Source organism: Ensifer adhaerens (genome assembly GCF_000697965.2).
Taxonomy (GTDB): Bacteria; Pseudomonadota; Alphaproteobacteria; order Rhizobiales; family Rhizobiaceae; genus Ensifer; species Ensifer adhaerens.
Window position 1 is genome coordinate 211,028 of record NZ_CP015880.1, and the last position, 14,320, is coordinate 225,347.

The window sequence follows — 14,320 nt, forward strand, 5'->3', positions numbered from 1 at the left end:
TGCAGCGCTGCGGTCTTTGTCAGACGCGACAAGCGCTGCGACGGTTCGATCGCCGGCCGATCGCGCCTTATCCGCCGTAGATGTCGAAGTCGAAGTACTTCTTCGAGAACGTATCGTAGGTGCCGTTGTCGCGGATCGCCTTGATGGCGGCGTTGATCTTGTCCTTGAGCTCGGTTTCGCCCTTGCGCAGGCCGACGCCGACACCCGGGCCGATCACGGCGACGTCTTCGGCAACGTCGCCCTTGTATTCACAGCATTCCTTGCCCTGGTCGGTCGCCAGAAACGCCTTGAGCGCGATGGCATCCGCCTGCACCGCATCGAGGCGGCCGGCGGCGAGGTCGTTGTTGGCCTCGTCCTGCGTCTGGTATTCCTTGACCTCGACGCCCGCCGGCGCGAAGTGCTTTGCGGCATAGGCCTGGTGGACCGTCGAGACCTGGACGCCGAGCGTCTTGCCCTTCAGCCCTTCCGGCGAGGAGTTCATCTCGACGCCCTTGGTGCCGATGATGCCGGTCGGGGTGTTGTAGTACTTGTCGGAGAAATCGATGGTCTTCAGGCGCTCGTCGGTGATCGACATCGAACTGATGATCATGTCGATCTTCTTCGACGTCAGTGCCGGAATGATGCCGTCCCAGGCAACCGGCGTCAGCACGCATTCGAGCTTGGCCTCGGCGCACATTGCGTTCATGAACTCGACTTCCCAGCCTTCCCATTTGCCGCTGGCGTCAGGCGCTGTGAACGGCGGATAGGGCTCCGCTGCGACGCCGACCTTCAGCGCTTCCGCCGACGCCGCGACGCCGCCGCTCACGGCGATCGCCGCCGCAACGGCCAGGACTTTCAATGCCTTCTTCATGCTGTTCCCCTTTTTGGTTGTTTAGCATTCAGGAATTCAGTGAATGGAACTGATGAACTTCTTGAGCCTTTCCGATTTCGGTGCGCCGAAGATGGCCTCAGGCGGGCCCTGTTCTTCGATCACGCCGTTGTGGAGGAAGACGATGTGGTTGGCGACGTCGCGCGCAAACTTCATCTCGTGGGTGACGAGGATCATCGTGCGCTTTTCGCGCGCGAGGTCCCCGATGACAGTGAGAACTTCGCCGACGAGTTCGGGATCGAGTGCCGAGGTCGGCTCGTCGAAGAGCATGACGAGCGGCTGGATGGCAAGCGCCCGGGCGATCGCGGCGCGTTGCTGCTGGCCGCCGGAAAGGAAGGCCGGGTAGGCGTCGCGTTTCTCGTAGAGGCCGACGCGTTTCAGCAGGGTTTCGGCGGTGGCGACCGCTTCCGCCTTCGGCTTGCCGAGCACATGGATCGGCGCTTCGATGACGTTTTCAAGGATGGTCATGTGCTGCCAGAGATTGAAGCTCTGGAACACCATGCCGAGCTGGCTGCGGATGCGCTGGACCTGTTTGCGGTCCTCCGGCACCAGGCCGCCGCGACCGTCGGATTTCATCCGGATCTTTTCGCCATGCACGCTGACGCTACCGGCGGAGGGGAGTTCGAGGAGGTTGATGCAGCGAAGGAAAGTGGATTTGCCGGAACCGCTGCCGCCGATGATGGCGATCACGTCGCCCTGCTTCGCTGTGAGCGAAACTCCCTTCAGCACTTCCAATGGCCCGAAACGCTTGTGCAGGTCAGTGACCGCGATTGCCTGGGCCGCATCCGTCATCGGCGCGCCGCTCCCATGGCTCTGCGAGCTTTTTCTGTCAGCATCGAAACAGTTCCCCTGTCGTCTTCCGTGCGGCATCTTTGGCCTGTCACGGGTTTTTGTTGGCCGGCATGGTTGCACTTGTGCCGCTATTGTTCAAGCGTATAATAATAGACGTCGTCGATTTTTTGACGCCCGCCGATCGTTCGATTTCCCGAAGGAGCCGCCCATGCCGCCGTTCTGGCCGAAGCCTTTGCCGACCGCGCCTGAACAGCATTTTGGGCCGGTTCGAGAGCAGAGTGCCGCATGAACAGACGCAGTTTTCACCGCGCGCCGGAAGGCGAGCGCCGCCAGGAATTGATCGAAGCGACGCTCGACTGCATCTCGGAATTCGGGCTGAAGGGCGCAACCGTTCGGCAGATCGCAATCCGCGCCGGCGTGACCGCCGGGCTGGTGCGCCACTACTTCGAATCGAAGGACCAGATGGTTGCCGAGGCCTATCGCGCCGTCATCGCCTCGCTCACCGAAAAGGCGAGCAAGGTCGAGGGCGATCCGGAAACCCGGCTCCGGGATTTCATCGCGATCAACCTCACCGAGCCGGTGGCAGACAGCCGCAGCATCTCGCTCTGGGCCGCCTTCATCAGCCAGGTCCGGGTCGATTCGGTGCTGTCGGAGATCCACCGCGAAGGCTATCTCGCCTTTCGCAATTCGCTGCAGGAACTGCTTGCCGATTTCCTTGCGACCAAAGGCAAGCCGGCCGACGCCGAAACTTGCCGGGCCTTCGCCATCGCCATCAACGGGTTGGTCGACGGCCTCTGGGTCGAGGGCTGCCTTGCCGGCGATCTCTTTCGCGAAGGCGAGCTCGTCGCCATCGCCATGTCTTCGGTCGAAGCGCTGCTCGGCACGAAGATCGGAACTGCAAAACAATGAAAACGGGAGAAAGCACCATGCGCTACGCGTCCATCACCGAACGTCTTGCCGATCTTGGTTCGGGCAAATGGTCGCTGCATATCCGTGCCCGCCAATTGAAGGCGAGTGGTGCCGACATCATCGAACTGACGATCGGCGAGCCGGATCTTCCGCCGGACCGCGCCCTGCTCGATGAATGCCAGCGCGCGATGAATGCGGGGCGCTATCGCTACTCCAACGGCCGCGGTGAACCGACGGTCGTGGCGGCCGTCGCGGAGAAATACCGTCGTCGCCGTGCCGATGTGACGAACGAGAACGTGCTCTGCTTCCCCGGCACGCAGACGGCGCTCTTCGCCGTGATTCTCGGGTTGGCGGAGGCCGGCGATGCCGTTCTCGTCGGCGATCCGCTCTATGCGACCTATGAAGGCGTGATCCGCTCGACCGGCGCGCATCCGGTGCTGGTGCCGCTGAAGCCGGAATTCGGCTTCCACATGCAGGCCGAAGATCTGGAAAAAGCGATCACGCCGGAGAGCCGCGTGCTGCTGCTGAATACGCCACACAATCCGACCGGTGCCGTGCTGACGGCGGAAGAAATTGCCGCGATCGGCGAGGTCGCGCGCCGTCACGATCTCTGGATCGTCTGCGACGAGGTCTATGAGGAGCTGGTGTTCGACGCCGTCTTTGCCTCGCCCTTCGACAATCCGGATTTCGCCGAACGCACGATCGTCGTCTCGTCGATCTCCAAATCGCACGCCGCGCCCGGCTTCCGCAGCGGCTGGGCGGTCGGCCCGGTCGAGTTCACCGAGCGGCTGCTGCCGGTCTCCGAAACGATGCTTTTCGGCACGCAGCCCTTCATCGCGGACATGACCGCCTATGCCCTGACGCATGACATCGATACGGCGCGCCGGATGCGCTTGTCCTATAAGTCGCGCGCCGCGCAGATCGTCGCCGGCCTTGCCGCGGCGCCCGGCATCGAGGTGTTCGCGCCGGAAGCCGGCATGTTCATCTTGATTGATGTTTCCGGAACCGGTCTCGACGGCGATGCGTTTGCTTGGGCGCTGCTTGAAGAAGAGGGGGTTGCCGTCATGCCCGGATCGTCCTTTGGCGATGAAGCACAGAACTATCTGCGCGTCAGCCTGACCGTGCCCGATGGTGCCATCGACGAGGCCTGCCGCCGCATCTCCGCACTTGCCGAGCGGGCCAGCCTGCGCAAGGAGCGCTGCGCATGACCATGGAAAGAACGGTTGGAGAAGTCCTGGTCGACCTGCTCGAGGCCAATGGCGTCGAGGTGGTTTTCGGCATTCCCGGCGTGCACACGGTCGAGCTCTACCGGGGCCTCGCTGCATCGAAGATCCGCCACGTGACGCCACGGCATGAACAGGGCGCCGGCTTCATGGCCGACGGCTATGCCCGCGTCAGCGGCAAGCCGGGCGTTGCCCTCGTCATCACCGGGCCCGGCCTCACGAACACCATCACGGCGATGGCGCAGGCGCGCCAGGATTCGATCCCGATGCTGGTGATTTCAGGCGTCAATCGCCGCGATTCGCTCGGCCATGGGCGCGGCCTGCTGCACGAGCTGCCCGACCAGCACGGCATGATGAAGACGCTGGCGCTCTATTCGCACACGCTCCTCAATCCGGAAGACCTGCCTTTCGTCGTCGACCGCGCCTTCTCGGTGCTCGTCTCCGGTCGGCCGGGACCGGTGCATATCGAGATCCCGACCGACGTGATGTCGGCGAAGATCACGCCGCAGGCGCTGCGGCCGGCAACGGCCACCCGACCGCGCTCCGACAGCGAGACGCTGCAGCGCGCGGCGATCCTCTGCGCCGACGCCTCGCGCCCGGTCATCATCTGCGGCGGCGGCGCCCTGACGGCGGAGGCGGAAGTTGCGGAGCTTGCCGAAAAGATCGGTGCGCCCGTCGTCACCACTGTCAATGCTCGCGGCATGTTCTCGGGCAGTCCCTTGAGGGTTCCTGCGAGCCCCAGCCTGAAGGCGGTGCGGTCGCTGCTGAAGGAGGCCGACCTGGTGCTGGCGCTCGGCACCGAAATGGGCCAGACCGACTACGACATGTATGCCGATGGCGGCTTTCCGGCCCTGCGCAACCTGATCCGCACCGACATCGATGCGGCGCAGCTCGCGCGCGGGCCGCATGCGGCGCTCTCCATCCTCTCCGGCGCCAAGGCGGCGACGGCGGGCATCCTCGCCTTTCTCCCCGGTCATGCTGCGAAGGATGGAGCGGGACGGGCCGAAACGGCGCGGAGGGCGGCGCTGAAGGAACTGACGCCGAAGATGCGGGCCGAGATCGGCATCATCGACACCATCTACAAGTCTCTGCCGGATTGCACCGTCGTCGGCGACTCGACCCAGGCCGTCTATGCCGGCAACCTCTACTGTGATGCACCGCGGCAGCGTAGCTGGTTCAATTCGGCGACCGGTTACGGTTCTCTGGGCTATGCGCCGCCAGCAGCCGTCGGTGCAGCCGTCGCCGATCCGTCTCGGCCGGTCGTCTGTCTCGTCGGCGACGGTGGCTTCCAGTTTTCGCTCGCTGAAATCGGGTCTGCCGTCGATGCGCAGGCGCAGGTCATCTTCCTCGTCTGGAACAATGACGGCTACCAGGAAATCGAAAGCTACATGGTCGATGCCGGCGTTACGCCGGAGGGCGTCAAGCCTTCGGCGCCGGACTTCCTGATGGCGGCGAAGGCCTATGGCGTCGAGGGACGGCGGCTTGCTTCCGTCGCCGATCTCTCACAGGCGCTCGCCGAGGCGGCGAAGCGCAAGGGACCGTCGCTTATCGAGATCCACGAGCGGCGAACGAGCGGCATCACGGCCTGAGCAACGACAACCACGAAACGGGCCGGATTTGACTTTTCCGGCCCGGAATGGTGTTAAAGGCGCCCATGCTCGATTCCGGCCACGTTCTCTAGGTAAGGTCGGGCATTCGGGCTCAATTTTCGTCTCGCTGGCGTGCAATCGCCAGGGAAAGGGACCGCGTCCTCGATGGACCGCATGGGTGGTGGCAGCAAGAACATACAGGCCGGCCGGCTTCTCGCTGTGCTGTGGCTGTTCTGCGCCTCCTTCGCAATGCAGGTCATCTCGGTCGGACAGAGCATCCCGTCCCGTTCGGCCTCCGGTGCCCAGGCCGGCAACGTCACCGACACCGGTTCGACTGACCGTCCCGCCGCCCGGCAACTCTCGCGGGCGACACCGCTTTCAGACCTTCGGTTTACGGCCGAGCGCAAGGACGCCAAGTCCGCGGCCGATGATGGCTTGCCGGCGCTCTTGCCGGCATCGCTCGAACTCGAACTTCCCCGTTCGTCGGACGGGCGGATTTTCCGCGAGTTCGCTGCGTATCTTGGCGGGGCCTCGAACCCTGGCCCCCATATTCGCGCGCCTCCCGGCGCCTGATCCACAACGCGGATTTTGGCTGGCTGGCGGCTTCGGCTGCAGCTCTGCCCTTTATGAAACAAGCCCTGACGACGCGCCCCGTGCCCGCGCAGGCTCCTCTGGAACCACAACATGCGTACATCGAAATGGGCGATTCTCGTCTATGTCGTCGTGATCATCTTCGGATGTATCGCGGCGCTTCCGAACGTGCTGACGCCGGCACAACGTGAACAATTTGCAGGCTGGCTGCCGGTCAAGCCGGTAACCCTCGGCCTCGACCTCAAGGGCGGCTCGCACCTCGTGCTCGAAGTCGATGCTGCCGGCCTTCGCAAAGCTCGGCTCGAAACCCTGCTTGACGATACGCGCCGGGCGCTCCGCGCCGAGCGCATCTCGGCCTCCTCGGCCCGCATCGCCGGCGATACCGTTACCGTGAAGATCGAAGATCCGGCCGACCGCGAAAAGGTTCTGCCGAAGCTGAAAGAGCTGGCGGCCCCTGTCGGCACGCTTGGTTTCGGCGGCGCGGCTTCCGATATCGAGGTGACCGAGAACGGCGACAGCATCAACATCGCGATGACAGAGGCCGGCCTTGCCGACCGCACCACCAAGGCCGTCGAACAGAGCCTCGAGATCATCCGCCAGCGCGTCGACACCGTCGGCGTTGCCGAGCCGCTGATCCAGCGTGTCGGTTCCGACCGCATTCTCGTCCAGCTTCCGGGCCTCGAGGATCCGACGGCACTGCGCCAGCTCTTGGGCTCGACCGCGCAGATGAGCTTCCACATGGTGGACCAGACCGTGGATCCCAACCAGCCGGCGCCGCGCGGCGTCGACATTCTGCCGGGCGCCCACGACAACAACAAATATGCGGTCGAAAGCCGCGTCGCGATTTCGGGCGAGCGCCTGGCCGATGCCAAGGCCGGCTTCGACCAGCGCACCAACGAACCGATCGTGTCCTTCACCTTCGACACGCTCGGTGCCCGCCAGTTCGCGGAAATCACCCAGGCTGCCGTCGGCCGGCCCTTCGCGATCGTTCTTGACGGCAAGGTCCTGACGGCTCCTGTTATCCGCGAGCCGATCATCGGCGGCAACGGCCAGATCAGCGGCAACTTCACCGCACAGGAAGCGACCGTTCTGTCGGCGCTGCTGCGCTCCGGCGCGCTTCCGGCACCGCTCACCGTTATCGAGGAACGCTCCGTCGGCCCGAACCTCGGTTCCGACTCGATCCGCATGGGCATCTACACCGGTCTTGCCGGCTTCGCGCTCGTCGTCACCCTCATGGTCGTGCTCTACGGCGCCTGGGGCATGATCGCCAATGTCGGCCTGGTGCTGCACACGATCCTGACCATCGCGCTTCTCGCCATGCTCGGCTCGACGCTGACCTTGCCGGGTATAGCCGGTATCATTCTCGGCATCGGCATGGCGGTGGACGCCAACATCCTGATCAACGCGCGTATCCGTGAAGAAACGGAAGCGGGTGCCGGCGCGATGAAGGCGCTCGATATCGGCTTCAACAAGGCCTACGCGACCATCATCGATAGTAACGTCACGACGCTTTCGGGCACCGTGCTCTTGTTCGCCTTCGGCTCCGGCCCGGTCAAGGGATTTGCCGTCACCATGATGCTCGGCATCATCATCTCGATGTTCACCTCGATCACCGTCGTTCGCCTGATGATGCGTGAGGTCGTCGTCCGCCGGAAGATGAAGAAGCTCGAGATCCCGTCGCTGTTCGGCAAGGTTCCGAAGCTTCCGTCCTTCTCCTTCATGAAGGGCCGCTTCGTCGCCATCGGCATGTCCGCCTTCCTGTCGGTCAGCTCGGTGGTGCTGTTCTTCACGCCCGGCCTCAACTACGGCATCGACTTCGTCGGCGGTATCCAGGTCGAAACCACCTCGAAGAACACGCTCGACCTTCCGACGCTTCGCCACAATCTCGAAGCGCTCAACATCGGCGAAGTGGCGCTGCAGGAATTCGGCCAGGACAAATCGGTCCTGATCCGCGTCCAGCGCCAGCCGGGCGGCGAGCAGGAACAGACGGCAGCGCTCAACCGCATCAAGGATGCCGTCGTCCAGACGATCCCGGATGCGAGCTTCGAGCGCACCGAAGTCGTCGGCCCGACCGTCAGCACCGAGCTTGCCCGTTCGGGCTTCCTCGCTGTCGGTCTCGCGATGGTGGCGATCCTGCTTTACATCTGGTTCCGCTTCGAATGGCACTTCGCCGTCGGCGCGATCGCGGTCCTCTTGCTCGACATCACCAAGACGATCGGCTTCTTTGCGTTGACAGGCATCGACTTCAACCTGACGGCCATCGCCGCGCTCCTGACGATGATCGGCTACTCGGTCAACGACAAGGTCGTGGTTTATGACCGCATGCGCGAGAACCTCAGGAAGTACAAGTCGATGCCGTTCTCGGATCTCATCGACATGAGCATCAACCAGGTGATCGCGCGATGCATCTTCACCTCGATGGCGACGGCCTTCTCGCTGGTGCCGATGGCGATCTGGGGCGGCGATGCCGTCAAGAGCTTCGCCTGGCCGATGATCTTCGGCGTGATCGTGGCAACGACCTCGTCGATCTATATCGGCGGCCCGATCCTGCTGTTCCTCAATCGCTGGTGGAAGGATCGCGAAGCATCCCGCGGTGGCACAACCACGCCGCAGGCGGGCACGCCTGCTGCCTGACATCCGGCACTGGAACACAAAACGTGAAGGGGCGGCCCGACGGGCCGCCCCTTTTTTGTCCGAATGTGCTGTCTTTATCCACCCGTGCCTTGCAGACTGATTCTTCGCTTCCTAAATAGCGTAGGTCTCCGGCTCCGGAACGGGTGGATGGATTTTGCGTACATCGCCCCTTGAATTTAAAGGGTGAAGAAATTTTTTCTGCGTCTTCATCTTTTTAATTGACGGAATTGGTAGATTATTCTAGTTTGCCACTACGTGAACGCGGGGAGTCCGCCTCACGGTTGTTCATCGAACGCTCCGGCATTGCTGATGCCGGGCCAGCCAAAGGAGTGTGACATGTCCGAAACCGTCTCGACCGCCGCCTTCTTCGGCACGCGTCTCCTTTGTCGCGCAACAGAGAAAAAATGGCTCATTCGCAATCTTTGCCGAATGTGACCTTCGAACCCCTCGAACTTTATCTTTTGCCGAAATTGAAAGTTTCCGCGCCGACAGCGTGGATGGAGCGTTATTTGTATGAGCAAGCAGGTTATCGAATTTGGCGGCGAAGCCGTCGGCGTTGTTGTCCCGGATGAAGATCGCTTCAAGTTCCTGGCGGTGAAGTATCACGTCTGGGACCTGGACGCGAAGCGCTTCGGCTCGGCCGATGAAGCGCGCGCCGCAATCCGGCAGCTGTTGGCCCACCAGGCCGTCCAGGCCAAGCGGCAGAACCACAGCGCCGCTGCCTGAAGCCGCACTTGAAGCGGATGAGAAAAGCCGGTTTCGGCTTTTCTCCCGCATCCACCGCGAAGACATCCGCAAATCTTGCCGCATCGGCCGCACGCAATTGCCCGCGACATCGGTCAATTCCCCACTATAATTATATGTTGGCAGTACGTTTCTTGTGCTATGCCAATATATATTTGCATTTGCGCGGATGATTCCCGTTTTCTGGGGTGCCGCCGCAGGGAAAGCGTGCCGGAATGCTGACGAAGAAGGGAAAGTACGGACTGAAGGCCTTGGTCGATCTTGCTCGGCTGGAGCCGGGGGAAACTGCCTTCATTACCGAGATCGCGCAGCGCAACAATATCCCGAAGAAGTTCCTGGACACGATCCTGCTTGAGCTGCGCAACGCCGGCATGCTGCGCTCGAAAAAGGGGCCTGGCGGCGGCTACTCGCTCTCGCGGCCCGCTTCGGAAATCCGTATCGGTCACGTGATCCGCACGCTGGACGGGCCGCTTGCGCCGATCCGCTGTGCGAGCCGCACGGCCTACGAGGTCTGCGAAGATTGTAACGATCCCGAGACCTGTCAGGTGCGGGTGTCGATGACGACGGTCCGTGATGCCGTTGCCGCCATTCTTGATTCGATGACGCTCGAAGAATTCGCGGCCGACAAGTCGATGCCGCTGGAAATGGAAGAAAAGCGCGCCGGCTGACGAAAACGCCGCGGTTCACGCCAGTTTTCCCCCGAACTCTGCTTCCAAGACTTGGTTTGCCAAGAAAAAGCGCTTATCTGCCGTCAATGGTCTGGCGGGCAAATTCGTGCCTGTTGCTTAAGTCTTCGCAGAATTGGGGTCATCATGGGTTTGAGACATGCATCGGCGGATGATCGCACTGCACTTGCGGCTTTGGAGTCGATCGGCCGGACGCTGACGACCGCGATGGCCGGCATCAAGGCGCTGGCGGACCAATTTGGCGCTGACGAAGTTTTTGCGCGCAGCGTCGTCGAAGCCGTCGAACTGATCGGCGAAAGCCAGGGGCGCGTCGTCGTCTCCGGCGTCGGCAAGAGCGGCCATATCGGCCGCAAGATTGCAGCCACGCTGGCATCGACCGGAACATCCGCCTACTTCGTGCACCCGACCGAAGCGAGCCATGGCGACCTCGGCATGGTCACCTCGCAGGACGTGCTGATCCTGCTCTCCTGGTCGGGCGAGACGGCCGAGCTTGCCAACATGCTCACCTATGCCAAGCGCTTCAACGTGCCGATCGTCTCGATCTGCGCCAACCGCGACAGCGTGCTTGCCCGCAACTCGGAAGTGCCGATCGTCTTGCCGAAGGTTCAGGAAGCCTGTCCGCACGGCCTCGCGCCGACGACCTCGGCCATGCTGCAACTCGCCATCGGCGACGCGCTCGCCATCGCGCTTTTGGAGCGGCGCGGCTTTTCGGCCGAGGATTTCAAGACTTTTCATCCGGGCGGCAAGCTCGGCGCGCAGTTGCGGCTTGTTCGCGAGCTGGCGCATGACGGCGCCCAGATGCCGCTTCTCAGCGTCGGACGCCCGATGAGCGAGGCGCTGATCGAGATGTCGTCCAAGGGTTTCGGTGTCGTCGGCATCATCGACGATGGCGGCAAGCTGGCCGGCGTGATCACCGACGGCGACCTGCGTCGTCACATGTCCGGCGACCTGCTGCTGCAACCGGTCGAGGCGGTGATGTCGCGCAATCCGCGCGTGATCCGCGGCGACGTGCTTGCAAGCGGCGCCATGGAATTCATGCAGCAGCATAAGGTGACCGTGCTCTTCGTCGTCGACGACGGCGGGGCGCCGGTCAGCATCCTGCATATTCATGATCTGCTGCGCGCTGGCGTCGTCTGAGACTGCCAAGGCGGCCCTCCGCCTGGCGAAAGCAGCCTACCCCTTCACCACGGCGGGCCAGTCGCTCGTCGTGCCCGGCTGCACCGGCCGTTCCAGATAGGTGGAAAGCACCACATAGCTGCGCGTCGCCTTGACGCCGGGCGTGTCGTAGAGCCGCGCCAGAAGCCCTTCGAGCGCATGCGTGCTTTCTGTGCGCACCTTGAGCAGCATGCAGGTGTCGCCGGCGACCGAGTGGATCTCTTCCACTTCAGGGCATTCCTCGATCGCAAGCAGCGCCTGCGTCTTGCCCCAGCCGGTCGTGTCGACATGGACGAAGGCAAGCAGCGTCTTTCCGACCGCGTCCGGATCGATGAGCGCCGACACGCGGCGGATCGCGCCCGAACGCCGGAGCCGCTTCACCCGTTCATGGGCCGCCGGCGGCGAAAGTCCGACGCGTTCGCCAAGCTCGGCATAGCTCGTGGTCGCGTCCTCGACGAGGACGCCTAATAGTTTTCGGTCCATCGCGTCGAGGTCGCGCTCCGGCGGACGCTTCCGCCGAACGTCATCTGTATTTTGATCCATACCGAGAATTCCTCTTGTTGCTGAATTTCATTCTGCAAAAATGGAGGAATGACGAACATCAATCAACAAATTTCGCCAGATTCGATCGACAGGACCTCGATCGACAGGGCGCGCATCCCGCCCTTCGCCTATGTCCTGACCGTCTGCATCGGCGTCATCGGCTCCAACTCGCTGGCGCTCGGACCAATCGCGCCGGAGGTGGCGCGGAGCCTCGGCACGGATGTTCCATCGGTAATGGTCGCTTCGGCCGCCTTCGGACTGGGCACGGCCGTCAGCGCCATCTTCCTTGGCCGCTTCATCGACCGGTACGGCCCCCATCGCATTCTGGCTGCCGCGCTGTTGCTTCTGGCCGCCGGGCTCACCGGTAGCGCGCTTGCGCCCATGCTGGCGTTCCTGGTCGCCGCCCAACTCGTTGTCGGCGTCGCCACCGGCATTGCGCTTCCGTCGATCTACACGCTGGCCTCAGTGATCGCGCCGGCCGGACGGGAGAGCGAGACGATCGGCCTGGTGCTGACCGGCTGGACGCTCAGCATGGTGGCCGGCGTGCCGCTATCGGCAGCGATTGCTGACTTCGGAGGATGGCGCGCCGTTTACTTCGTCGTTGCCGTAGCCACACTGGTTGCTTGCGCTGCCGTCAGGCTCGCGCCGGTGCGGGAAGGACTGGCCGGCAAGACGACGTCGCCGCTCGCGGCGCTTGGCGTGCGTGGCGCCGGACCGCTGTTGATCGCCTGTGCCGCCTTCATGGCCGCCTTCTACGGCGTTTATGCCTATATCGGCGAACACCTGCACGCAGCGCTCGGGTTGCCCCTCAGCGCCAATGGCCTCGTGGCCGTTTCCTACGGCTTCGGCTTCGGTGCGGCGGCACTACTCGACCGGCTGATCGACCGCTTCGGCGCTGGCAGGTTGCTGCCTCTGATTTTTCTCGTCGTCGCCGGCGTCTATGCGGCGATGGCCGCCGTGAGTAGCTCCTACACGGCCATGCTGGTCGTCGTCTTTTTCTGGGGCCTTGCCAACCATTTCGGTCTCAACGTGCTGATCATGCGGCTGACGGGGCTCGATCCCACAAGGCGTGGCGCGATCATGGGGCTGAACAGCGGCGTCACCTATCTGTCGCTCTTTTTGGGAACGCTTGGTTTCGGCGTGGTTTATGGCGGGGCCGGTTTTTCCGCGCTGCCCTTGGCCGCGACCGGCCTGATGCTGGTCGCCGCCATCGCCGCAGCGCTCGCGCCGCGCTAGGTCCCCGCGATGTGAAAACGGCTACCCTTGGCGGGAAGCGGAAGGCGCGCGTTTCGCAGGCTTTTGGCGCGGCGCGGGGTCAATAAAGGCGCCAGGTTCGTTGAGGCTGCTTTCGTTCAGCCGCCGGGCAATCGCTTCCGCGCCGGCATCGGTTCCGGCGCGGGAATAAAGGTTGCCGCGCACCTGGATCGACGCGGCAAGCAGGCGGAACATTGCGACACTAAGTTCAGGCTCCGGCGCCTGGGGCGCCTGCCAGAAACCGTCGAGTGGCTGCTGGTCGGTCAGACCGGCAATATCGAAGACGGCAGTGCCGAGCACTTTGACCGGCCGCCCTTGCTTCAGGGCGTGCAATCCGGCCGTCGAATTCACCGTGACCATGCCGGCGCTCGCCTCGCCAAGCGTATCGAGATTTCCGCCGTCCAGGTAGAAGACGCGCCCTCTCAAGCCAAGCGCCGCTGCTCGCTGCTCGATGAAGCTGCGCCACGGGACCAGGTCGTTGTCGAGCGGATGCACCTTGAAGACCAGGCGTGCATTCGGCGCGGCAAAGGCGCCGAACGAGGTCAGGACGTCAGCGATTGCATCCTTCTGGCTGTGGAAGGGCGAATGCGCCCTGAGCTGAAAGTCGGTTTCGAGCTGAAGCGGATAGACGAAGTAGGGGGCATCGTCCGAAAGGAGCTGCGCAACGGTCGCCACCGCTTCCGCGTTGCGCCGCTTCTCGGAGAGCAGCCGGCGCACCCAGCCCGCGTATTCGGCGAGCGGATGGAAAATCCCGTGACGGCGGTAGTGCGGAAACAGGAACCAGAAAAAGACGTTCGGCAGATTGTAGAGCAGATCGTAGCTCGCATCGGCGAGGAACGTCTGGCTGTAGCGCTTGCGCCAGTCCGGCTCCGGCAGGTTTGACGCTGCCGAAAGGATCTGACCGGCGTCGTTCGGAAAATGGGAGTTCGACGACATGCCGTTGCGCTCGAGCGTCAGCCAGTCCGGCCGCAGATAGCCCATTTCGATAATGGCGACACTGACGCCGGCGCGATGGGCGACGGCAGTCGCTGCCTGGTGATAAGGCCGCTCTTCGCCAAGCAGCAGCATGTCGGTGACGCCGTGGGTGGCGATGAATGTCTCGAGATAGCCAGGCCAGGCGGCCGCCGTACCGCGATAGTTGAAGCCGCCCTTGCGGCGCCAGAAGATCTGGTCGCCGACGTTCAGATTGATCCTCAGGCAGCGGTGGCCGAGGGCTTCGAGCCGGTCGGCGATCTTGCGGAAGATCGGCGAGGAGGGGCCCTGCAGGAACAGGAAGACCCGCTGTCTCGGCCGTGCGGCCCCACCGGCCGATGTCGTCGAAGCGTTCTCCAT

At 63.3% G+C, this 14,320-nt stretch carries 13 protein-coding genes; 9 read left to right on the forward strand and 4 right to left on the reverse strand.

All coding sequences use genetic code 11. The features are described 5' to 3' along the window. Window positions 1–67 precede the first annotated feature (67 nt). Entirely contained in the window at window positions 68–850 is a 783-nt protein-coding gene (locus tag FA04_RS00985; RefSeq protein WP_034797062.1) for a transporter substrate-binding domain-containing protein, read from the reverse strand. 36 nt (window positions 851–886) lie between these two features. Beyond that, window positions 887–1,660, reverse strand: coding sequence for an ABC transporter ATP-binding protein (locus tag FA04_RS00990; protein ID WP_034797059.1), 774 nt, complete (start codon window positions 1,658–1,660; stop codon window positions 887–889). Between the two features lie 285 nt (window positions 1,661–1,945). On the opposite strand from FA04_RS00990, the gene FA04_RS00995 reads away from it, so the two are divergent. The 8 genes from FA04_RS00995 to FA04_RS01030 all read left to right on the forward strand — a co-directional run bounded on the left by FA04_RS00995 (window position 1,946) and on the right by FA04_RS01030 (window position 11,173). Continuing rightward, window positions 1,946–2,569, forward strand: a complete 624-nt coding sequence (locus tag FA04_RS00995; RefSeq protein ID WP_034797056.1) for a TetR/AcrR family transcriptional regulator — start codon at window positions 1,946–1,948, stop codon at window positions 2,567–2,569. A gap of 17 nt (window positions 2,570–2,586) precedes the next feature. Further along, window positions 2,587–3,777, forward strand: a complete 1,191-nt coding sequence (locus FA04_RS01000; RefSeq protein ID WP_034797053.1) for a pyridoxal phosphate-dependent aminotransferase — start codon at window positions 2,587–2,589, stop codon at window positions 3,775–3,777. Continuing rightward, entirely contained in the window at window positions 3,774–5,381 is a 1,608-nt protein-coding gene (locus tag FA04_RS01005) for a 5-guanidino-2-oxopentanoate decarboxylase (RefSeq protein ID WP_034797049.1), read from the forward strand. Before FA04_RS01000 ends, FA04_RS01005 begins: the two co-directional genes overlap by 4 nt. Before the next feature lie 165 nt (window positions 5,382–5,546). Then, window positions 5,547–5,954: a hypothetical protein gene (locus FA04_RS35820; RefSeq protein WP_034797046.1), complete on the forward strand. Its 408-nt coding sequence runs from the start codon at window positions 5,547–5,549 to the stop codon at window positions 5,952–5,954. Window positions 5,955–6,065: 111 nt separating this feature from the next. Beyond that, entirely contained in the window at window positions 6,066–8,606 is a 2,541-nt protein-coding gene (gene secD, locus FA04_RS01015) for a protein translocase subunit SecD (protein ID WP_034797042.1), read from the forward strand. Window positions 8,607–9,119: 513 nt separating this feature from the next. Next, window positions 9,120–9,332: a hypothetical protein gene (locus tag FA04_RS01020; protein WP_034797039.1), complete on the forward strand. Its 213-nt coding sequence runs from the start codon at window positions 9,120–9,122 to the stop codon at window positions 9,330–9,332. 233 nt (window positions 9,333–9,565) lie between these two features. After that, window positions 9,566–10,018 carry an RrF2 family transcriptional regulator gene (locus tag FA04_RS01025; protein WP_034797035.1) on the forward strand — a complete coding sequence of 151 codons (453 nt, stop codon included), beginning with the start codon at window positions 9,566–9,568 and terminating at the stop codon, window positions 10,016–10,018. 144 nt (window positions 10,019–10,162) lie between these two features. Further along, window positions 10,163–11,173, forward strand: coding sequence for a KpsF/GutQ family sugar-phosphate isomerase (locus FA04_RS01030; RefSeq protein ID WP_034797034.1), 1,011 nt, complete (start codon window positions 10,163–10,165; stop codon window positions 11,171–11,173). A 36-nt stretch (window positions 11,174–11,209) separates the two neighbouring features. Here FA04_RS01030 and FA04_RS01035 read toward each other — a convergent pair whose 3' ends face one another. Further along, a complete protein-coding gene (locus tag FA04_RS01035; RefSeq protein ID WP_034797032.1) occupies window positions 11,210–11,734 on the reverse strand; it encodes an Lrp/AsnC family transcriptional regulator in 525 nt (174 codons plus the stop codon). 48 nt (window positions 11,735–11,782) lie between these two features. Here FA04_RS01035 and FA04_RS01040 point away from each other — a divergent pair, with 48 nt between their 5' ends. Continuing rightward, window positions 11,783–12,970, forward strand: a complete 1,188-nt coding sequence (locus tag FA04_RS01040; RefSeq protein ID WP_034797030.1) for an MFS transporter — start codon at window positions 11,783–11,785, stop codon at window positions 12,968–12,970. A gap of 21 nt (window positions 12,971–12,991) precedes the next feature. Here the strand turns inward: FA04_RS01040 and FA04_RS01045 are convergent, their stop codons facing one another. After that, window positions 12,992–14,320, reverse strand: coding sequence for a capsule biosynthesis protein (locus FA04_RS01045; RefSeq protein ID WP_034797028.1), 1,329 nt, complete (start codon window positions 14,318–14,320; stop codon window positions 12,992–12,994).